The following is a 20,553-nucleotide window of genomic DNA, read 5'->3' on the forward strand; positions in this document are numbered from 1 at the left end:
CCGACTCATGTCACCGGTGGCTGTCACCCCGGAGCACAACCCGCTCCGGTTGCCGACCGATCGTCGACTGAACCGGATCGCGGGACCGAGCACCCTCATCATCTTCGGCGTGACGGGCGACCTGTCACGCAAGAAGCTGATGCCCGCGGTCTACGACCTCGCGAACCGGGGGCTCCTGCCGCCCGGGTTCGCGCTGGTCGGGTTCGCCCGTCGCGACTGGGAGGACCAAGACTTCTCCCAGCTCGTGCACGACGCGGTCAAGGAACACTCACGCACCCCGTTCGACGAGGACGTCTGGCGTCAACTCGAACAGGGCATCCGGTTCGTCCAGGGCTCGTTCGACGACCCCGAGGCGTTCCGCGAGCTCAAGCGCACCGTCGACACCCTCGACGAGGAGCGCGGGACGCTGGGCAACCACGCGTTCTACCTGTCCATCCCGCCGAAGATGTTCCCGGTCGTCACCGAGCAGCTCAAGCTGTCCGGGCTGACCGAGCAGCGCGAGGGCTCCTGGAGCCGCGTGGTCGTCGAGAAGCCGTTCGGGTCGGACCTCCGCACCGCACGGGAGCTGAACGCGATCGTCGAGAGCGTGTTCGCGCCCGACGACGTGTTCCGCATCGACCACTACCTCGGCAAGGAGACCGTCCAGAACCTGCTGACGCTCCGGTTCGCGAACCAGATGTACGAACCCATCTGGAACTCGAACTACGTGGACCACGTGCAGATCACGATGGCCGAGGACATCGGCGTCGCCGGTCGTGCCGCGTACTACGACGGCATCGGCGCGGCGCGCGACGTCATCCAGAACCACCTGCTGCAGCTCCTCGCCCTCACCGCGATGGAGGAGCCCGTCTCGTTCAAGGCCGGACACCTCCGCGCCGAGAAGGAGAAGGTGCTCTCCGCGGTGCGCCTGCCCGAGGACCTCGCCACGGCGACGGCCCGCGGTCAGTACGCCGGCGGTTGGCAGGGCGGCGAGAAGGTGCTCGGCTTCCTCGAGGAAGCGGGCATGAACCCCGAGTCCACGACCGAGACGTTCGCGGCCATCAAGCTCGACATCGCCACCCGCCGCTGGCAGGGCGTGCCGTTCTACCTGCGCGCCGGCAAGCGTCTGGGCCGACGGGTGACCGAGATCGCGATCGTGTTCAAGCGCGTCCCCGAGGACGTCTTCGGCATCCCGCAGTCCCCCCTCGGACAGAACGCCCTGGTCATCCGCGTCCAGCCGGACGAGGGCGTGACCCTGCGCTTCGGCTCGAAGGTCCCCGGCGTCGGGACCCAGGTGCGCGACGTGACGATGGACTTCGGCTACGGCCACGCGTTCACCGAGGCATCCCCCGAGGCGTACGAGCGACTCATCCTCGACGTGCTCCTCGGCGACCCGCCCCTGTTCCCCCGGCACCAGGAGGTCGAGCTCTCCTGGAAGATCCTCGACCCGATCGAGGAGTTCTGGGCCACGCAGGGCCAGCCCGAGCAGTACCGTCCCGGCACGTGGGGTCCGGCCTCGGCCGACGACCTGCTCGCCCGTGACGGCCGGACCTGGAGGCGTCCATGAAGATCGACCTGCCCGACACCACGGTCTCGAAGATCCAGAAGACCCTGGTGCACATCCGCGAGGAAGGTGGCGCCGTCGCCCTCGGCCGCGTCCTGACCCTCATCATCTCGACCGGCCTCGGCCACGAGGAAGAGGCGATCTCGGCCGCGAACGAGGCGTCCCGCGAGCACCCGATGCGCGTCATCATCGTGTCGAAGAACGCCGGGGACACGAAGTCCCCGGGTCGCCTCGACGCCCAGATCCGTGTCGGCAGCGACGCGGGTGCGAGCGAGGTGATCGTGCTCCGTGCCTACGGCGAGACCGCGACCGACGAGGAGAGCCTGGTCACGGGTCTGCTCCTGCCGGACGCCCCGGTCGTCGCCTGGTGGCCGCAGCACGCCCCGGAGCAGCCCGCTGCGTCGGCGTTGGGCCGGATCGCGCAGCGTCGCATCACCGACGCCGCCGCGCAGAAGGACCCGAACCGGGCGATCGAGGCCCTCGGTGCGACCTACGTTCCGGGTGACACCGACTTCGCCTGGACCCGTCTGACGCTCTGGCGGAACCAGCTCGCCGCGGCGCTCGACCAGCCGCCCTACGAGCCGATCACCGGCGTCGAGGTCTCCGGTGCGAGCGACAGCCCGTCGACGATCCTGCTCGCCGCGTGGCTCCAGCTGCAGCTCCAGGTCCCGGTCCGCGTCGTGACGTCGCCGCGGGCCACGGGGTCGAGCGGCATCCACGGGGTCAAGCTCGAACGTGCCTCGGGCGTCATCGACCTCGAGCGTTCCCTGGTGGACGTCGCCACGCTCTCGATGCCGGGCCAGCCCACGCACGACCTGTCGCTGCCGCGCCGCAACCTGCGCGACTGCCTGGCCGAGGAACTCCGTAGACTCGACCCTGACGTCCTCTTCGGGGACGTCGTCAAGCACGGGGTGCCCCAGCTCCGCGAGTCGATCGCGGGCTAGCACCCACACACGGTCGGCCGGACGGGCCGGGAACGAGCGTCACCGACGCCGGGCCCGGCCCTCCGATCGGCCGGACCGGCCGGCCGAGGCCTCCGGTCGGACCGAAGGCGGTCGCACCCGATCGGCCGCCACGAACACGGGAGTCACGTGACCAACGAACGACGGGTGCTGGTGCACCCGGACAAGCAGGCCCTCGGCGCATCCGTCGCCGCTCGCTTCATCACGAAGATCATCGACGTGCTGGACGAGCAGGAGCGTGCCGACATCGCCATCAGCGGCGGTTCGGTGTCGACGCTCGTCCTCGCCGCGATCGGGCAGTCCCCCGCGCGCGAGAGCGTCGACTGGTCGAAGGTGCACGTCTGGTGGGTCGACGAGCGCTGGGTCGCCGAGGGCGACACCGACCGCAACGTCACCGGTACCCAGACCGACTTCCTCGACCACGTCGGGATCCCCGCCGAGAACGTGCACCCGATGGCTGCGTCCGACGCCGGGCTCTCCATCGACGAGGCCGCCGCGCAGTACGAGCGCGAGCTCCAGGACGCCGCCCCCGACGGTGCCGTCGCGCCGCGCTTCGACATCACGCTGCTCGGCGTCGGCCCCGACGGGCACACTGCCTCGCTCTTCCCCGAGTTCCCGCAGCTGTCGGTCACCGACCGCGCGGTGCTCACGGTCGACGACTCCCCCAAGCCGCCGCCGCAGCGTCTGACGCTGTCGTTCCCGGTCATCAACGCGTCGCAGCGGGTCTGGGTCATCCTGTCGGGTGCCGAGAAGGCGTCGGTGCTCGGTCTCGCCCTCGCCGGCGCCGCGGTGGACGAGGTCCCCGTCGGTGGCGTGCAGGGTCGCAAGCGCACGGTGTTCTTCGTCGACCAGGACGCGGCGCGCGACGTACCCGAGAACCTCATCGCGTCGACGTACTGACGCGCGCGACGACGGACGGGAGGCGCGGTGCCAGCTGGCACCGCGCCTCCCGTCTTCCGTGTGTCCGGTGACCCCCGAGGGTCCAGAATTCTGGCATCTCGCGGCCGGCACGAGCTCGCAGTGCGACCTCGCAGTGCGACCTCGCAGGACGCCACGCGGCGTTTCGCGGAACCTCGACGAGCGCGCCTCGGCTTGTTGCAGCTGCTGTCCGACCGAACCGCGCGGCAGCCCGCAGGCGGGAGACGCAGAAGGCCCCCGCACCGGATCGGTGCGGGGGCCTTCGACGTGGGAGTCGCTACTTCGCGGTACCGCGGCGGGCGCGGAGCTGCTGCAGCGCGTCCTCGAGGAGCTGTGCTGCCTCTTCCTCGGTGCGCCGTTCCTTCACGTACGCCAGGTGCGTCTTGTACGGCTCGGTCTTCGTGACCTGCGGAGGGTTCTCCTTGTCACGGCCAGCCGGGAGCCCGCTCGACGGCGAGTCCACCGTCTCGGGGATCTCCTCGTCGGGGAGGGTCGCGGAGAAGTACCGCACGACCTCGTTGCCGAGCGCGTCCCAGTACGAGACGGCGACGCGCTCGGCCTGGACCCCGCGGTCCTGCTCCCCCATCGGTCCTGCTCCGACGCGGGACCCTCGGATTGCACTGCCTCCGGATGCCATGGCTCAGCTCCCCGCTGTGAACTTGTTGATGAGACCGAGCACGATGATCGAGATGATCCAGATCAGACCGAGGATCACCGTGATGCGGTTGAGGTTGCGCTCGGCGACGCCGGACGCCCCGAGGTTGCTCGTCACGCCGCCGCCGAACATGTCGGAGAGGCCGCCACCGCGGCCCTTGTGCAGCAGGATGAGGAGCGTGAGCAGGAGACTCGTGATAGCGAGCAGGACCTGCAGCACGACGGAGAGTATCGCCACGACGTACCTTTCGTGTCAGTCAGCCTTGCAAGTGTAGCGGGCCGGGGCGGCGGCCCGTCGCACCGGCACGGGTGTGGCCCCGGTCGGGGCGTGGTCGGGTGCCCGGGGCGCTGTCGCCCGGGTCGTGCGACAGGCCGACCGCGCGGACGCGGACGGCCTGTCGGAGCGAACGGGTCGGGAGCCTCAGAGGCCGACGTGCTGGCGGAAGCGCGCGATCGCAGCGAACTCCTGCACGTCGAGCGAGGCGCCGCCGACGAGCGCACCGTCGACGTCGGGCTCGCGGAGGAAGCCGGCGATGTTGCCCGACTTCACCGAACCGCCGTAGAGCACCCGGGTCGCCGCGGCGGCCTCGTCACCCCAGGCGGCGGCGATGCCACGACGGATCGCGGCACACTCCTCCTGGGCCTGCTCGGCGGTCGCGGCCTGGCCGGAGCCGATGGCCCAGACCGGCTCGTACGCGACCACGATCTCGGCGGGCTCCACGGCGTCGAGGACGACCTGCAGCTGCTCGACCGCGACGACACCGGCGCCGCGCTCCTCGCGCTGCGCACCGGTCTCGCCGACGCAGACCACCGGCACGAGTCCGTGCTTGACGGCTGCGGCGGTCTTGGCCGCCACGACCTCGTCGGTCTCGCCGTGCATCGTGCGACGCTCGGAGTGCCCGACGATCACGTACTGCGCGTCGAGGGCCTTGAGGAACGCGCCGGACACGTCACCGGTGTAGGCACCGGAGTCGTGCTGCGACAGGTCCTGGGCACCGAAGCGGATCGACAGCTTGTCGGCCGCGATGAGCGTCTGCACGCTGCGGAGGTCGGTGAAGGGCGGGAACACCGCGACCTCGACGTCGTCGTGGTCGTGGCGCGCGTCCTTCAGCGTCCACGCGAGCTTCTGCACCGTGGCGATGGCCTGGAGGTGGTCCAGGTTCATCTTCCAGTTGCCGGCGATCAGCGGCGTGCGGTTCATGCTGTGCCTCCCCGAGCGTTCCCGGCGATCAGCGGCGTGCGGGTACCGCGGCTCATGCGGACCACCCCAGCGCTTCGAGACCGGGCAGCGACTTGCCCTCGAGGAACTCGAGGCTCGCACCGCCACCGGTCGAGATGTGCCCGAACTGGTCGTCGGAGAACCCGAGCGACCGCACGGCCGCAGCGGAGTCGCCGCCACCGACGACCCCGAGGCCGGCGACCTCGGTGAGCGCCTGGGCGACGGTCTTGGTCCCCGCGGCGAAGGCCGGGAACTCGAACACGCCCATCGGCCCGTTCCAGAACACCGTCTTCGACCCGGACACCGCAGCGGCGAAGCGCTCCGCCGTCTCCGGACCGATGTCGAGGCCGACACCGTCCGTGCCGAACGCGGTGGACTCGATCGCGTCCGCGGCGACCGTCTCGTGGTCGGCGTCGGCCGCGAAGCCGGAGGCCACCACGACGTCGGTGGGCAGGTCGATCGTCACGCCGAGCTCGTCGGCGCGGGCGAGGTACGTCCGCACGGTGTCGAGCTGGTCCTGCTCGAGCAGCGACTTCGCGACCCCGTGACCCTGGGCCGCGAGGAACGTGAAGAGCATGCCGCCACCGATGCACAGCGTGTCCACGCGGGGCAGCAGGTGGTCGATGACGCCGAGCTTGTCGCTGACCTTCGAGCCGCCGAGGACGACCGTGTACGGCCGTTCGGGGTCGGCGGTCAGGCGGTCGAGCACGCGCAGCTCGGACTCGATGAGCGAGCCGGCCGCGCTCGGCAGCGCCGCCGCGAGCTCGTAGACCGAGGCCTGCTTGCGGTGCACGACCCCGAACCCGTCGGACACGAACGCGTCGCCGAGGGCGGCGATCCGCTCGGCGAAGGCCTGCCGCTCGGACGCGTCCTTCGAGGTCTCCTCCGGGTTGAAGCGGAGGTTCTCGAGCAGCAGGACGTCGCCGTCCCCGAGGGCCTCGGCGGCCGCGGTGGCCTCGTCGCCGACGGTCTCGCCGACGAAGGTCACCTCTTTCCCGAGCAGCTCGGAGAGCCGCTGGGCGACCGGCGCGAGGGAGTACTCCTGCGCCGGCTTGCCGTCCGGGCGGCCGAGGTGCGAGATCACGACGACCCGCGCCCCGGCGTTCACCAGCGTGTTCAGCGTGCCGAGCGAGGCGCGGACACGACCGTCGTCGGTGATCCGGCCGTCCTTGAGCGGGACGTTCAGGTCGCAGCGGACGACGACGCGCTTGCCGGCGAGGTCGCCGAGGTCCTCGAGGGTGCGGAGGCTCATGCCGAGAGTCGCTCGCCCACGTACTCGGTCAGGTCGACGAGACGGTTGGAGTAGCCCCACTCGTTGTCGTACCACGAGGTGATCTTCACGAGACCGCCGATGACCTTGGTCAGGCCGGAGTCGTAGATCGAGGAGTGCGGGTCCGTGGTGATGTCGGTCGACACCAGCGGGTCCTCGCTGTAGAGCAGGATGCCCTTGAGCGGACCCTCGGCGGCCTCCTTGTACGCGGCGTTGATCTCGTCGACCGTGACCTCGGACTTGGTCTCGAGGGTGAGGTCGGTGATCGAACCGGTCGGGACCGGGACACGCAGCGCGTAGCCGTCGAGCTTGCCGGCGAGCTCCGGCATGACCAGGCCGATGGCCTTCGCGGCACCGGTCGAGGTCGGGACGATGTTCAGCGCGGCGGCGCGGGCACGACGGGGGTCCTTGTGCGGGCCGTCCTGCAGGTTCTGGTCGGCCGTGTACGCGTGCACGGTCGTCATGAGGCCACGCTCGATGCCGAACTTGTCGTGGAACACCTTGGCGAGCGGCGCGAGGCTGTTCGTGGTGCAGGACGCGTTCGAGATGATGTGGTGGTTCGCCGGGTCGTACTGGTCCTCGTTCACGCCGAGCACGATGGTGACGTCGTCACCCGTGGCCGGGGCGGAGATGATGACCTTCTTGGCGCCCGCGTCGATGTGCTTCTGCGCGTCGGCGGCCTTGGTGAAGAAGCCGGTCGACTCGATGACGACGTCGACGCCCAGCTCGCCCCAGGGCAGGTTCGCGGGGTCGCGCTCCGCCAGGACCTTGATCGGCTTGCCGTCGACGACGATGCTGTCGCCGTCGAGCTCGACGGAGACGCCGAGACGACCCGTGACGGAGTCGAACTTCAGCAGGTTCGCGAGGGCCGCGTTGTCGGTGAGGTCGTTCACCGCCACGATCTCGAGGTCGGAGCCCTTGGCGAGGGCGGCCCGGAAGAAGTTACGGCCGATCCGGCCGAAGCCGTTGATGCCGATCTTGACGGTCAATGGATCTCCTGTTGGGTCTGGGCGCCCGGAGGGCGCTGCGTTCGGAGTCGCGGGCCCTGCGGGCCCACCTGCGGTGGACGATACGCCCGTGACGTCGCCGTCTCGACCCTAGCAGTCGGACACTGCGCAGCAGCGCCGTGAGACGGTCCGTCCGGACGGTCCCCGACGGGCCGGGAACCGGCCCGTGGACCCGCCACACGACGGACGGGAGGCGCGGTGCCGGCTGGCACCGCGCCTCCCGTCCGGTGGGTGGGGACCCGCGTCGGTCAGACCCCCTCGAGCTCCTCCGGCACGCTGGCCTCGGTGCCCGGGATGCCGAGGTCCGACGCCCGCTTGTCGGCCATCGCGAGGAGTCGACGGATGCGTCCGGCGATGGCGTCCTTGGTCATGGGCGGGTCGGCGTGCTGTCCGAGCTCGTCGAGCGACGCGTCGCGGTGCTCGAGGCGGAGGGCGCCGGCGTACCTGAGGTGGTCCGGCACCTCGTCGGCGAGGATCTCGAGCGCACGCTCGACGCGGGCGCACGCCGCGACCGCTGCCTGCGCCGACCGGCGGAGGTTCGCGTCGTCGAAGTTGACGAGCCGGTTCGCGGTCGCGCGGACCTCGCGGCGCTGCCGCATCTCCTCCCAGTCCGCCGTGGTGCGGGCGGCACCCATGACGGTGAGCATCTGGCCGATGGCCTCGCCGTCGCGGATGACGACGCGGTGCACGCCCCGGACCTCGCGGCCCTTGGCGGCGATCCCGAGCCGCGAGGCCGCGCCGACGAGGGCCATCGCGGCCTCGTTGCCCGGGCACGTGACCTCGAGGGCGGCCGCACGCCCGGGGTCGGTCAGGGTGCCGGCCGCGAGGAACGCGCCGCGCCACACGGCGGCGAGGTCCTCACGGTTGCCCGTGGTGAGCCGGTTCGGCAGCCCGCGGACCGGGCGGCGACGGGCGTCCATCAGGCCCGTCTGGCGGGCCAGGGTCTCCCCCGCCTCGAGCACGCGGACGAGGTAGCGGGTGCCGCGACGCGACGATGCCGTCGAACCGACGGACGCCTCGGAGCGCACCCCGTACAGCTCGGCGAGGTCCTTGCGGACCCGGTGGACGATGATCCGGGTGTCGAGTTCGACCTCGACCGCGATCCTGCCCGAGATGACGTGCAGGCCGCCCGCGAACCGCAGGATGGTCGCGAGCTCGGCGGCGCGGACCGTGTTGCGGTTCACGACGACCCTGGCCAGTTCGTCCTTGACCTCGGCAGTCAACGGCACAGCATCATTCCTAACGTTTCTTCGGTGGGGTCCGCGGGCCCGGCGCACTCGTGTGGCACGGCCGGAGGGACGGTCACTCCCGGCCGAGATCTCGGTTCTTCACACGCACGGCGACGTCGGGCATCCCGCGGAGGAGGTTCGCCAACTCGGCGACGACGGCGACCGAGCGGTGCTTGCCGCCGGTACAGCCGATGGCGATCGTAGCGTGTCTTTTGTTCTCGCGTTGGTATCCCGCCAGCACGGGCTCGAGCACGGCGGCGTACCGCTCGACGAACGAGCGGGCACCCGGCTGGGCCAGGACGTACTCGGAGACGGGTGCGTCGAGGCCCGTGTGCGCCCGGAGTTCCGGGACCCAGTACGGGTTCGGGATGAACCGGACGTCGGCGACCATGTCGGCGTCGGCGGGCAGACCGTACTTGAAGCCGAAGCTCATGAGCGTCACCTGGACACCGACGAAGTGGTCGTCGGCGAACCGCTCGGTGACGGTGTTCGCGAGCTGGTGGATGTTGAGGTCGGACGTGTCGATGACGACGTCGGACGCCTCGCGGAGCCCGGCCAACCGCGCGCGCTCCCGCCCGATCCCGTCGAGCAGCGTGCCGTCCTCCTGCAGCGGGTGCGGCCTGCGGACCTGCTCGAACCGGCGGACGAGCACGGCGTCCGTCGCCTCGAGGAAGAGCACCCGGACCCGCGCGGACGCGCTCGCGCGCACCTGGACGACCGCCTGCTCGGGGTCGGTGAAGAACCGGCCGCCGCGGACGTCCACGACGGTCGCGATCTTGGGGATCTTCTCACCCGCGCGGTCGGCGAGCTCGGTCAGCGGCGCGAGCATCTGGGTCGGCAGGTTGTCGACCACGTACCAGCCGAGGTCCTCGAGGGCCTTGCCCACCGTCGAGCGGCCGGCGCCCGACATACCCGTGACGATGAGGATGTCGTGCTGCTGGGAGCTGCGGGGGGCGGCGTCCGCGGCGTGCTCGGCCCCCGGTTCGTCGTGGTCGTCGGCCGGTGCCGGGTCGCTGCTGGTGCGGTCGCTCGTGTCGCTCGTGTCGCTCATGTGTGGGAGGGCTCCGTCGTGACGGGCCGGGCCCGTGGCCCGGGGCGGCTTCGGTTGGTCTCGAGGGTACCGCCCGGCGTCCGGACGGGGTCGTCGGAGCGAGTTGGGGCCATCAGCGGGGGCGGTGCGGTCCGTCCGCGCTGACGGCCGGCACGCTGACGGTGTCGCTGGCCGCGCCGGGCTCGCGGTCCGGTCGGGAGGCGCGGCTCGGCTCCGGTGCGCTGGTCGGCTCCGGCGCGCTGGTCGGCTCCGGCGCACTCGTCGGCTCCGGCTCGCTGTCGGTCGGCGTGCGGCCCGGCTCGGGCGCGCTGGCGGGCTGCGGTGCGCTGTCGGTCGGGGCGCTGCCCGGCTCGGCCGCACTGGCCGGGGCCTGTGCCAGCTTCGTCACCACGGCCGCCGCGGTCGCGGGGCCGACGCCGTTCACCTCGGCGATCTGCTCCGCCGTCGCCTCCCGCAGCCGCGCCACGGACCCGAAGTGCTTGAGCAGCGCCGACACCCGGGTCGGCCCGAGCCCCGGGATCTCGGCGAGCTGCGACCGGACGTCCCGCTTGCGACGGGTGCGCTGGTGCGTGATCGCGAACCGGTGCGCCTCGTCGCGGATGCGCTGGATGAGGAACAGCGCCTCGGAGTTGCGCGGCATGATCACCGGGAAGTCGTCGTCGGGCAGCCAGAGTTCCTCGAGACGCTTCGCGATCCCGACGAGGGCGATGTCGTGCACGCCGGCCTCGTCCATCGCGCGCTTCGCGGCCTGCACCTGCGGTTGCCCGCCGTCCACGATGAGCAGCTGCGGTCGGTACGCGAACCGCTTGGTCGGCTTCGTGCCCTCGACGACGGCGTCGCTCGTGGCGTCGGGGACGTCCGGCACGGCGGCGTCCTCGTCGAGTCGGGCGAGTCGGCGCGACAGCACCTGGTACATGCTGTCGGTGTCGTCGGTCGTCTCGGCGATCGAGTACCGGCGGTACTGGTCCTTGCGCGGCAGACCGTCCTCGAACACGACCATCGACGCCACGACGTTCGTGCCCTGCAGGTGGGAGATGTCGTAGCACTCCATCCGCAGCGGTGCCTCGGTCATGCCGAGGGCCTCCTGGATGTCCGCGAGGGCCGCGGCACGCGTGGTGTAGTCCGCGCTGCGCTTGGTCTTGTAGAGCATGAGCGCCTGCGCGGCGTTCTGCGCGGCCGTGCGGGCGAGTCCGGCACGGTCGCCGCGCTGGGCGGTGCTGAGCTTGGTCCCCCGCCCGCCGCGCCGTTCGCTGAGCCACTGCTGCAGCGCCTCGGCGTCCTCGGGCAGCTCCGGCACGACGACCTCGCGCGGGGGCTCCTCGGTCGTGGCGTACTGCCCCTGCACGATCTGCTCGACGAGGTCGCCCGTGCTGATGTCGAGCTCCTTGTCGACCACCCAGCCGCGGACACCGCGGATGCGGCCGCCGCGGACCGAGAACAGCTGCACCGCGGCCGCGAGCTCGTCCTCGGCGACGCCGAACAGGTCGAGGTCGACCGAGTCGCGGAGCACGACGGCGGACTTCTCGAGCACGGCCTCGAGCGCGCCGACCTGGTCGCGGTAGCGCGCCGCCTGCTCGTACTGCATGGCGTCGGCCGACGCGGCCATGCGCTGCTTCAGCTCGGTGATGACGCGGCGGTCGTAGCTCGCCATGAAGCGGACGAACTGCTCGACGATCGCCCGGTGTTCGGCGATCGTGACCTTCTGCGAGCAGGGGCCACCGCACTTGCCGATCTGCCCCGGGAAGCAGGGCTTGCCGGTCTGCATCGCCCGCTTGTAGGACGAGTCCGAGCAGGTACGGATCGGGAACACCTTGATCATCAGGTCGATGGTGTCGTGCACCGCCCAGATCTTCGGGTACGGACCGAAGTACTTGGCACCTTTGATCTTGCGGTTGCGGGTCACCATCACCCGCGGTGCTTCCTCGCCGAGGGTGATCGCCATGTACGGGTACGACTTGTCGTCCCGGAACTTGACGTTGAACGGCGGGTCGAACTCCTTGATCCACGTGTACTCGAGCTGGAGTGCCTCGATCTCGGAGCCGACCGTGGTCCACTCGACGCTGCGCGCCGTGAGGACCATGCGCCGGGTGCGCTCGTGCAGCGTGGGCAGTGGCGCGAAGTAGTTGCTGAGGCGGGCGCGGAGGTTCTTCGCCTTGCCGACGTAGAGCACCCGCCCCGCCTCGTCACGCCACCGGTAGACGCCCGGGTCGGTCGGGATCTCCGACGCCTTCGGCCGCCACGAGACGGTGTTCGCCACCTACCGAGCCCCTGCCTTCTGCTTCGTCGCGGTGCCGGACCGCTTCTGGGTCGCCGTCCGCGCACCCACCGCCTGCTGCTTGCCGACCCGGGCGTCCTGCGCGTCGAAGATCTCGCGCAGGAAGACGCCGGTGTGGCTCTCGGGGACGTCGGCCACGTGCTCCGGGGTCCCGACGGCCAGGACCGTGCCGCCGCCCGCACCGCCCTCGGGGCCCATGTCGACGAGCCAGTCCGCCGACTTGATGACGTCGAGGTTGTGCTCGATCGTGATGACGGTGTTGCCCTTGTCGACCAGGCTCTGCAGGACGAGCAGGAGCTTGCGGACGTCCTCGAAGTGCAGACCCGTGGTCGGCTCGTCGAGCACGTACACCGTGCGCCCGTTCGACCGGCGCTGGAGCTCGGTCGCGAGCTTCACGCGCTGTGCCTCGCCGCCGGACAGCGTCGTGGCGCTCTGCCCCAGCCGGACGTAGCCGAGACCGACGTCGACGAGGGTGGCCATGTACCGGTGGATCGCGGAGATCGGCTCGAAGAACTCGGCCGCTTCGCTGATCGGCATGTCGAGGACCTCGGAGATGTCCTTGCCCTTGTAGTGCACCTGCAGCGTCTCGCGGTTGTACCGCGCGCCGCCGCAGACCTCGCACGCGACGTACACGTCGGGCAGGAAGTTCATCTCGATCTTGATCGTGCCGTCGCCGGAGCAGTTCTCGCAGCGGCCGCCCTTGACGTTGAAGCTGAACCGGCCGGGCTGGTAGCCGCGTGCCTTCGCCTCGGGGGTCTCGGCGAAGAGCTGACGGATGCGGTCGAAGACGCCCGTGTACGTCGCCGGGTTCGACCGCGGGGTACGGCCGATCGGCGCCTGGTCGACGTGCACGACCTTGTCGAGCTGGTCGAGGCCCTTGACGCGCGTGTGCTTGCCCGCGATGTGCCGTGCACCGTTGAGCTGGTTGGCGAGCACCTTGTAGAGGATGTCGTTGACCAGTGTCGACTTGCCCGAGCCGCTCACCCCGGTGACCGCGGTGAAGACGCCGAGCGGGAAGTCGACGTCGACCTGCTTGAGGTTGTTCGCCCGCGCGCCCTGCACGCTGATCACGCGCTTCGGGTTGATCTTCCGGCGCTCGGTGGGGACCTCGATGGCGCGGCGCCCGGCCAGGTAGTCACCCGTGACCGATTCGCGGTTCGCGATGATGCCCTCGTACGACCCGGAGTGTACGACCTTGCCGCCGTTGACCCCGGCCCCCGGGCCGATGTCGACGACCCAGTCGGCGGTGCGGATCGTGTCCTCGTCGTGCTCGACGACGATCAGCGTGTTGCCGAGGTCCTTGAGCTTGACGAGGGTGTCGATGAGCCGGCGGTTGTCGCGCTGGTGCAGGCCGATGCTCGGTTCGTCGAGCACGTACAGCACCCCGGTCAGGCCGGAACCGATCTGCGTCGCGAGCCGGATGCGCTGGGCTTCGCCGCCGGAGAGGCCACCGGCCCCGCGCGCGAGCGTCAGGTAGTTCAGGCCGACCTCGAGCAGGAACTCGAGCCGCGCCCGGATCTCGCGCAGGACCGCGGCGGCGATGTGGGCCTCGCGCTCGGTGAGCGTGAGCGAGTCCATGAAGTCGTACGCCTGGTCGAGGGACATGTCGGTGACGTCGGCGATGCTGCGCCCGTCGACCGTCACGGCGAGGACCTCGGGCTTCAGGCGCGTGCCGTCGCACACCGGGCACGGGACCTCGCGCAGGTACCCCTGGAAGCGCTGCCGCTGCGAGTCCGACTCGGCCTCGGCGAACTTGCGCTCGATGTACGGCATGACGCCCTCGAAGCCGCTCGTGTAGCGCATCTCGCGACCGAACCGGTTGCGCCAGGACACCGAGACCTCGAAGTCCTTGCCGGTGAGGATCGACGCCTGCACCTTCGGGTCGAGCTGGTTCCACGGGGTGTCCAGGTTGAAGCCCAGCTCCTTGCCGAGACCCGCGAGGAGCTTCTCGAAGTAGGAGTACAGCCCGCTCGTGCCCGTCCAGGGCAGCAGGACACCGTCACGCAGCGAGGCCTCGGGGTCGCCGAGCACGAGGTCGGGGTCGACCGACATGCGGGTGCCGAGGCCCGAGCACTCCGGGCACGCACCGAACGGCGCGTTGAACGAGAACGTTCGGGGCTCGATCTCGGTCAGCGCGAGCGGGTGGTTGTTCGGGCAGGAGAGGTTCTCGGAGTAGGTGCGGACGGCACCCGGGCCCTCGTGGTCGACGAGGTCGATCGCCACCGTGCCGTTCGTCAGGCGCAGCGCCGTCTCGAGCGAGTCGGTGAGGCGTCCGAGGCCGTCGTCGCTGGCCACGAGGCGGTCGACGATGACCGAGATGTCGTGCTTGACCTGCTTCTTGAGCGTCGGCGGGTCGCTCAGCTGCACACGCTCGCCGTCGACGATCGCGCGGGCGTAGCCGGAGGCGGCGAGCTCCTGGAAGAGGTCGACGAACTCGCCCTTCTTCTTCGACACGACCGGCGCGAGCACCTGGAACCGCGTCCCTGTCTCGAACTGCATGAGCTGGTCGGCGATCCGCTGCACGCTCTGCTTGCTGATCACCTCGCCGCAGACGGGGCAGTGCGGGACGCCGATGCGCGCCCAGAGCAGGCGCATGTAGTCGTAGACCTCGGTGATGGTGCCCACCGTCGACCGCGGGTTGCGGTTCGTCGACTTCTGGTCGATCGACACCGCGGGCGACAGGCCCTCGATGAAGTCGACGTCCGGGCGGTCGACCTGGCCGAGGAACTGGCGCGCGTAGGCGGACAGCGACTCGACGTAGCGACGCTGCCCCTCGGCGAAGATCGTGTCGAACGCCAGCGAGGACTTGCCGGAACCGGAGAGCCCGGTGAACACGACGAGGGAGTCCCGCGGGATCTCGAGGTCGACGTCCTGCAGGTTGTGCACGCGCGCACCCCGGACACTGAGCGTCGAGGTGCTGTGCGGAGCGGTCCCGCCGGGCATGTGGAGGTCGGCGGGCTCGCCGAAGGCGTCGCCGCCCGACGTCGAGGTTCCGCGGTCAGAGGTGATGGTCATCGGAGACGAGTCTACGAACCCGCACCGACATCCGCCCGCGCGTGGCGGGTCAGAGCACTCCGTCGAGAGCGAACGCGACACCGGTCGCCCGCTCGCTCGCGGCCCACAGCCGCGCTGCCGCGGTGCGGTCGTGCGCGCGGGTCCGGGCCGGGACGAGCGCCGGCGGACCGGCGAACTGCAGCGGACCGCCCGGCCCCCAGTACTCCCCCGACCGGACACCGTCGCCGACGGCAGCGTGCACGAGCGGGTGCGCACCGGCGTCCTTGCCCTGTGCCACCCAGCCGGAGCCCGCACGCATCCACGCCGGTTCGGAACGGGTCGGCGCGATCTCCGGCCGCGGTGGGGCGGCCGCGTCGAGCGCGAGGCCGGGGTGCGCCACGACGCTGCGCAGCCGGGACCCCGCGTCGCCGAGGCGCTGGGCGAGCTCGAACCCGAAGAGCATGACGGCGAGCTTGCTCCGCGCGTACTGGCGGTGGCCCTCGTACCGACCGGTCGCGAGCGGGTCCGTCCGGTCGAGCGTCGTGAACCGGTGCGCGATCGAGCCGAGGTGCACGACGCGGCCGACCGCGGGGTCGAGCAGCGGCAGGACGCGCGCGGTCCAGGCGAAGTGCCCGAGGTGGTTCGTGCCGACCTGCAGCTCGAACCCCTGCGCCGTGCTGCGGCGCTCGGCGGACCCGACGACGCCGGCGTTGTTGAGGACCGCGTGGACCGGTCCGTGGTCGGCGAGGGCCGTGGCCGCGGACCGGACGCTGTCGAGGTCGGCGAGGTCGAGTCGGAGCACCGCCGTGTCCGCACCGTCGACGTGGCGCTGGATGCTCCGCTCGGCGGCCGCACCCCGCTCCGGGTCCCGGACGGCCAGGACCACCCGGTGCCCACGGGCCGCGAGCTGTTCGGCCGCGTGGTAGCCCAACCCGGCGCTCGCCCCGGTCACCACGACCGTGCGGTGCTCCGGCTCGGCCCGGACGGCGTCAGCGGACATGGCCGGCGGACTCCATCTGCCGGAGCGCCTTCTTGAGGTCCTGCACCTCGTCGCGGAGGCGGGCGGCGAGCTCGAACTTCAGCTCGGCGGCGGCCTGGAGCATCTGCTCGTTGAGGTCGGCGATCGTCGCGCCGAGCTGCGTCGCACCCTCGCCCGCGATGCCCTCGCGACGCAGGTTCGGCGTCGGGGACCGCCGACCGTCCGCACCGCCCCGGCCCTCGAGCAGGGCCTTGGTGTCGTCGTTCTCGCGCTGCAGCACCTCGGTGATGTCCGCGATCTTCTTACGCAGCGGCTGCGGGTCGATGCCGTGCTCGAGGTTGTACGCGACCTGCTTCTCGCGGCGCCGGTCGGTCTCGTCGATGGCGTTCCGCATCGAGTCGGTCATCTTGTCGGCGTACATGAGCACCTGGCCGGACACGTTGCGCGCCGCGCGACCGATCGTCTGGATGAGCGAGGTCGACGACCGGAGGAAGCCCTCCTTGTCGGCGTCGAGGATCGCGACGAGCGACACCTCGGGCAGGTCGAGGCCCTCGCGCAGCAGGTTGATGCCGATGAGGACGTCGTACACGCCCTGGCGCAGCTCGGTGAGGAGCTCGACGCGCTTGAGCGTGTCGACGTCGGAGTGCAGGTACCGCACCCGCACGCCCGCGTTGCCGAGGAAGTCGGTGAGTTCCTCGGCCATGCGCTTGGTGAGCGTCGTGACGAGCACACGCTCGTCGCGCTCGGTGCGGAGCTTGATCTCCTCGAGCAGGTCGTCGATCTGTCCGTCGCTCGGCTTGACGACGATCTCGGGGTCGACCAGGCCGGTCGGGCGGATGATCTGCTCGACGACGCTGTCCGTCACGCCGAGCTCGTACTTGCCGGGCGTCGCCGACAGGTAGACCTTCTGCCCGACGCGCTCGAGGAACTCTTCCCACGTGAGCGGGCGGTTGTCGAGGGCGCTCGGCAGGCGGAAACCGTGCTCGACCAGGGTGCGCTTGCGCGAGGCGTCGCCCTCGTACATCGCGCCGATCTGCGGCACCGTGACGTGCGACTCGTCGATCACGATGAGGAAGTCGTCGGGGAAGTAGTCGATGAGGCAGTGCGGGGCCTCGCCGGCCTCGCGCCCGTCCATGTGCCGCGAGTAGTTCTCGATGCCCGAGCAGAACCCGATCTGCTCCATCATCTCGATGTCGAACGTCGTGCGCATGCGGAGCCGCTGGGCCTCGAGCAGCTTGCCCTGGCCCTCGAGCTCGGCGAGCCGGTCGGCGAGTTCGTCCTTGATGCGTTCGATCGCCTTGTGCATGACGTCGGTGTCCGCGACGTAGTGCGACGCCGGGAAGATCGACACCGCGGGCAGGTCGTCGATCACGCTGCCCGTGAGCGGGTGCAGCGAGGACAGCGCCTCGATCTCGTCACCGAACATCTCGATGCGGATCGCGTGCTCCTCGTACATCGGGATGATCTCGATGGTGTCGCCGCGGACCCGGAAGGTGCCGCGCGCGAAGTCGACGTCGTTGCGCTGGTACTGCATGCCGACGAACTTGCGGACGAGCTGGTCGCGGGAGATCGTCTGGCCCACGTGCAGCGCGACCGAGGCGTTCATGTACTGCTCGGGCGTCCCCAGGCCGTAGATGCACGACACGGTCGACACCACCACGACGTCGCGCCGGCTGAGCAGCGAGTTGGTCGTGGAGTGGCGGAGGCGCTCGACCTCGGCGTTGACGGACGAGTCCTTCTCGATGAAGGTGTCGGTCTGCGGGACGTACGCCTCGGGCTGGTAGTAGTCGTAGTACGAGACGAAGTACTCGACGGCGTTGTTCGGCATGAGCCCGCGGAACTCGTTCGCGAGCTGCGCCGCGAGGGTCTTGTTGTGCGCCAGGACCAGGGTCGGACGCTGCACCTGTTCGATGAGCCAGGCGGTCGTCGCCGACTTGCCCGTACCCGTCGCGCCGAGCAGGACCACGTCGGTCTCACCGGCGTTGATGCGGCCGGCGAGCTCGGCGATCGCCGCCGGCTGGTCGCCGCTCGGCGAGTACTCGCTGATGACCTCGAACGGACGGATCGCCCGCGTGGGCTCGATCGACACTGCCATGCAGGCAACGGTAGTCGGGACCGCCGACACCGGACCGGCCGCTTCGCCCAGGGCAGAAGGACCCCGCCCACCTGGTCAGTCCCGCACGCCAGCGATCCGCCGCCAGACCTCGTCCGCAGACCGCACCGTGTCGTCGAGCGTCCCCGTGGCGTCCACGACGTGGTCGGCGAGGGCGAGCCGTTCGGCGTCGGACGCCTGGGCCGCCACACGCCGCTCGGCCTCGTCGCGGGGCATCCCCCGGTGTGCGACGAGCCGCTCGACCCGTTGCGCGGCCGGGGCGTCGACGACCACGACGGCGTCGAACGCGAGCGGACGGCTCCCCCGGGCCTCCGCGAGCAACGGGACGTCGTAGACCACGACCGCGTCCGGGTCTGCGGCCTCGGCCGCGTCGAAGGCCTGCTGGGCGAGCCGCCAGACCTCCGGGTGGGTGATGCCCTCGAGGTCCTTCCGCGCCTGCGGGTCGGCGAAGACGATGCTGCCGAGTGCCGGCCGGTCGAGCGAGCCGTCTGCGGTCAGCACACCGGCCCCGAAGCGCTCGGCGACCCGGGCGAGTCCGGGGCTCCCCGGCGCCACCGCCTGCCGAGCGAGCTGGTCGGCGTCCACCACGACGGCGCCGTGCTCCGCCCAGCGTCGGGAGACCGTGGACTTGCCCGCGGCGATGCCGCCCGTCAGACCGATGATGCGCACGCCACCAGGCTACCGAGCGACACCCGGACGGGACGGCGTCCCGGAACGCCGCACGCACGAGGGGACGACGACGCCCGGGAACGCCGGAAGCCCGGCACCCACGATGGGTGCCGGGCTTCCGGTCGGTGCGACCAGCTCGATCAGTTGTTCGAGCTGAGCTTCTCGCGGAGCGCCGCGAGCGAGGCGTCGTCGGCCAGGGTGCCCTGACCGTTCGACTCGCTCGAGAACGACGGCGTCGAGGAGGTCGACGTCGAGGACGCGCCGGCCGGGAGGTCGAAGCCACCCTTCTCCTCGTCGGCGATGGTCTTCGCGACCTGCGCCTTGTGGGCTTCCCAACGCGCCTGGGCGGCCGCGTACTGGCCCTCCCACTCGGTGCGCTGGGTGTCGTAGCCCTCGAGCCACTCGTTGGTCTCCGGGTCGAAGCCCTCGGGGTACTTGTAGTCACCCTTGTCGTCGTACTCGGTCGGCATGCCGTAGAGCGCCGGGTCGAACTCGGTGCCCTCCGGGTCCACGCCCTCGTTCGCCTGCTTGAGGCTGAGCGAGATGCGGCGACGGTCGAGGTCGATGTCGATGATCTTGACGAAGACCTCGTCACCGACGGAGACGACCTGCTCGGCGAGCTCGACGTGCTTGTTCGAGAGCTCCGAGATGTGGACGAGACCCTCGATGCCGTCGGCGACGCGGACGAAGGCACCGAACGGCACGAGCTTCGTGACCTTGCCCGGCGCGATCTGACCGATCGCGTGGGTGCGGGCGAAGACCTGCCACGGGTCCTCCTGGGTGGCCTTGAGCGAGAGCGACACGCGCTCGCGGTCCAGGTCCACCTCGAGGATCTCGACGGTGACTTCCTGACCGACCTCGACGACCTCGCTGGCGTGCTCGATGTGCTTCCAGGAGAGCTCGGAGACGTGGACGAGACCGTCGACGCCGCCCAGGTCGACGAACGCACCGAAGTTGACGATCGACGACACGATGCCCTTGCGGACCTGGCCCTTGTGGAGGTTGTTGAGGAAGGTGGTGCGCGACTCGGACTGCGTCTGCTCGAGCAGGGCGCGGCGCGAGAGGACCACGTTGTTGCGGTTCTTGTCGAGCTCGAGGATCTTCGCCTCGAGCTCCTGGCCCAGGTACGGGGTCAGGTCGCGGACGCGACGCAGCTCGATGAGCGAGGCCGGGAGGAAGCCGCGGAGACCGATGTCGACGATCAGGCCGCCCTTGACGACCTCGATGACCGTGCCGGTCACGACGCCGTCGGACTCCTTGATCTTCTCGACGTCGCCCCACGCACGCTCGTACTGCGCACGCTTCTTCGACAGGATCAGGCGACCTTCCTTGTCCTCCTTCTGGAGGACCAGGGCCTCGACCTCGTCGCCGACCTCGACGACCTCGTTGGGGTCGACGTCGTGCTTGATCGAGAGTTCGCGCGAGGGGATGACGCCCTCGGTCTTGTAGCCGACGTCGAGGAGGACCTCGTCGCGGTCGATCTTCACGACGGTTCCGGAGATCAGATCGCCGTCGTTGAAGAACTTGAGGGTCTTCTCGACCTCGGCCAGGAAGTCATCAGCCGAGCCGATGTCGTTGATGGCGACCTGCTTGGGAGCCTTGGTCGTGGTGGTTGTCATGTAGAGATTGCTCCGAACGGACATGAGTCGGGCCGTGACGACGAGGGAGCG

16 protein-coding genes are annotated in these 20,553 nt (G+C 70.5%); 3 read left to right on the forward strand and 13 right to left on the reverse strand.

Annotated features, from left to right (window positions below; genetic code table 11):
• The first annotated feature begins 7 nt into the window (after window positions 1-7).
• The 3 genes from zwf to pgl all read left to right on the forward strand — a co-directional run bounded on the left by zwf (window position 8) and on the right by pgl (window position 3,405).
• Window positions 8-1,546, forward strand: a complete 1,539-nt coding sequence (gene zwf / locus QOL16_RS09095; RefSeq protein ID WP_065959048.1) for a glucose-6-phosphate dehydrogenase — start codon at window positions 8-10, stop codon at window positions 1,544-1,546.
• Window positions 1,543-2,487 (forward strand): glucose-6-phosphate dehydrogenase assembly protein OpcA, encoded by a 945-nt coding sequence (locus QOL16_RS09100; protein ID WP_065959052.1) that lies wholly within the window; start codon window positions 1,543-1,545, stop codon window positions 2,485-2,487. Before zwf ends, QOL16_RS09100 begins: the two co-directional genes overlap by 4 nt.
• 147 nt (window positions 2,488-2,634) lie before the next feature.
• Window positions 2,635-3,405 carry a 6-phosphogluconolactonase gene (gene pgl, locus QOL16_RS09105; RefSeq protein ID WP_071281937.1) on the forward strand — a complete coding sequence of 257 codons (771 nt, stop codon included), beginning with the start codon at window positions 2,635-2,637 and terminating at the stop codon, window positions 3,403-3,405.
• Between the two features lie 295 nt (window positions 3,406-3,700).
• Here pgl and QOL16_RS09110 read toward each other — a convergent pair whose 3' ends face one another.
• From QOL16_RS09110 to rpsA, 13 genes are all read right to left on the reverse strand, one after another.
• Window positions 3,701-4,060, reverse strand: a complete 360-nt coding sequence (locus QOL16_RS09110; protein WP_065959058.1) for an RNA polymerase-binding protein RbpA — start codon at window positions 4,058-4,060, stop codon at window positions 3,701-3,703.
• Between the two features lie 3 nt (window positions 4,061-4,063).
• Window positions 4,064-4,315: a preprotein translocase subunit SecG gene (gene secG, locus QOL16_RS09115; protein ID WP_065959060.1), complete on the reverse strand. Its 252-nt coding sequence runs from the start codon at window positions 4,313-4,315 to the stop codon at window positions 4,064-4,066.
• A 183-nt stretch (window positions 4,316-4,498) separates the two neighbouring features.
• A complete protein-coding gene (gene tpiA / locus QOL16_RS09120; protein ID WP_071281939.1) occupies window positions 4,499-5,278 on the reverse strand; it encodes a triose-phosphate isomerase in 780 nt (259 codons plus the stop codon).
• A gap of 52 nt (window positions 5,279-5,330) precedes the next feature.
• The gene (gene pgk / locus QOL16_RS09125; protein WP_071247041.1) at window positions 5,331-6,548 is read right to left on the reverse strand and encodes a phosphoglycerate kinase; all 1,218 of its coding nucleotides are present in this window, start codon (window positions 6,546-6,548) and stop codon (window positions 5,331-5,333) included.
• Complete coding sequence (gap, locus tag QOL16_RS09130) at window positions 6,545-7,555, reverse strand: type I glyceraldehyde-3-phosphate dehydrogenase (protein ID WP_058742911.1); 1,011 nt, start codon at window positions 7,553-7,555, stop codon at window positions 6,545-6,547. The genes pgk and gap overlap by 4 nt, the downstream gene beginning before the upstream one ends.
• A gap of 266 nt (window positions 7,556-7,821) precedes the next feature.
• A complete protein-coding gene (whiA, locus tag QOL16_RS09135) occupies window positions 7,822-8,802 on the reverse strand; it encodes a DNA-binding protein WhiA (RefSeq protein ID WP_065959066.1) in 981 nt (326 codons plus the stop codon).
• Window positions 8,803-8,875: 73 nt separating this feature from the next.
• The gene (rapZ, locus tag QOL16_RS09140; protein ID WP_083395011.1) at window positions 8,876-9,853 is read right to left on the reverse strand and encodes an RNase adapter RapZ; all 978 of its coding nucleotides are present in this window, start codon (window positions 9,851-9,853) and stop codon (window positions 8,876-8,878) included.
• Between the two features lie 112 nt (window positions 9,854-9,965).
• Window positions 9,966-12,110: an excinuclease ABC subunit UvrC gene (gene uvrC, locus QOL16_RS09145; RefSeq protein ID WP_083395010.1), complete on the reverse strand. Its 2,145-nt coding sequence runs from the start codon at window positions 12,108-12,110 to the stop codon at window positions 9,966-9,968.
• Window positions 12,111-15,071 (reverse strand): excinuclease ABC subunit UvrA, encoded by a 2,961-nt coding sequence (gene uvrA, locus QOL16_RS09150; RefSeq protein WP_071284349.1) that lies wholly within the window; start codon window positions 15,069-15,071, stop codon window positions 12,111-12,113.
• A 121-nt stretch (window positions 15,072-15,192) separates the two neighbouring features.
• Window positions 15,193-16,122: an SDR family NAD(P)-dependent oxidoreductase gene (locus QOL16_RS09155; RefSeq protein ID WP_071284346.1), complete on the reverse strand. Its 930-nt coding sequence runs from the start codon at window positions 16,120-16,122 to the stop codon at window positions 15,193-15,195.
• Window positions 16,112-18,196: an excinuclease ABC subunit UvrB gene (gene uvrB / locus QOL16_RS09160; protein WP_171898683.1), complete on the reverse strand. Its 2,085-nt coding sequence runs from the start codon at window positions 18,194-18,196 to the stop codon at window positions 16,112-16,114. Before uvrB ends, QOL16_RS09155 begins: the two co-directional genes overlap by 11 nt.
• 75 nt (window positions 18,197-18,271) lie before the next feature.
• Window positions 18,272-18,883 (reverse strand): dephospho-CoA kinase, encoded by a 612-nt coding sequence (coaE, locus tag QOL16_RS09165; RefSeq protein ID WP_071284343.1) that lies wholly within the window; start codon window positions 18,881-18,883, stop codon window positions 18,272-18,274.
• 140 nt (window positions 18,884-19,023) lie between these two features.
• Window positions 19,024-20,502 carry a 30S ribosomal protein S1 gene (gene rpsA, locus QOL16_RS09170; RefSeq protein ID WP_065959074.1) on the reverse strand — a complete coding sequence of 493 codons (1,479 nt, stop codon included), beginning with the start codon at window positions 20,500-20,502 and terminating at the stop codon, window positions 19,024-19,026.
• Window positions 20,503-20,553: the final 51 nt, after the last annotated feature.

The organism is Curtobacterium sp. MCBA15_004 (assembly GCF_001865055.2).
GTDB lineage: Bacteria > Actinomycetota > Actinomycetes > Actinomycetales > Microbacteriaceae > Curtobacterium.

Bases quoted from the DNA above. Each gene is read 5' to 3' on its own strand.
- zwf (WP_065959048.1), top strand. From the start codon at position 8: ATGTCACCGGTGGCTGTCACCCCGGAGCACAACCCGCTCCGGTTGCCG.
- QOL16_RS09100 (WP_065959052.1), top strand. From the start codon at position 1,543: ATGAAGATCGACCTGCCCGACACCACGGTCTCGAAGATCCAGAAGACC.
- QOL16_RS09110 (WP_065959058.1), bottom strand. From the start codon at position 4,060: ATGGCATCCGGAGGCAGTGCAATCCGAGGGTCCCGCGTCGGAGCAGGA.
- tpiA (WP_071281939.1), bottom strand. From the start codon at position 5,278: ATGAACCGCACGCCGCTGATCGCCGGCAACTGGAAGATGAACCTGGAC.
- pgk (WP_071247041.1), bottom strand. From the start codon at position 6,548: ATGAGCCTCCGCACCCTCGAGGACCTCGGCGACCTCGCCGGCAAGCGC.
- rapZ (WP_083395011.1), bottom strand. From the start codon at position 9,853: ATGAGCGACACGAGCGACACGAGCGACCGCACCAGCAGCGACCCGGCA.
- uvrA (WP_071284349.1), bottom strand. From the start codon at position 15,071: ATGCCCGGCGGGACCGCTCCGCACAGCACCTCGACGCTCAGTGTCCGG.
- QOL16_RS09155 (WP_071284346.1), bottom strand. From the start codon at position 16,122: ATGTCCGCTGACGCCGTCCGGGCCGAGCCGGAGCACCGCACGGTCGTG.
- uvrB (WP_171898683.1), bottom strand. From the start codon at position 18,196: ATGGCAGTGTCGATCGAGCCCACGCGGGCGATCCGTCCGTTCGAGGTC.
- rpsA (WP_065959074.1), bottom strand. From the start codon at position 20,502: ATGACAACCACCACGACCAAGGCTCCCAAGCAGGTCGCCATCAACGAC.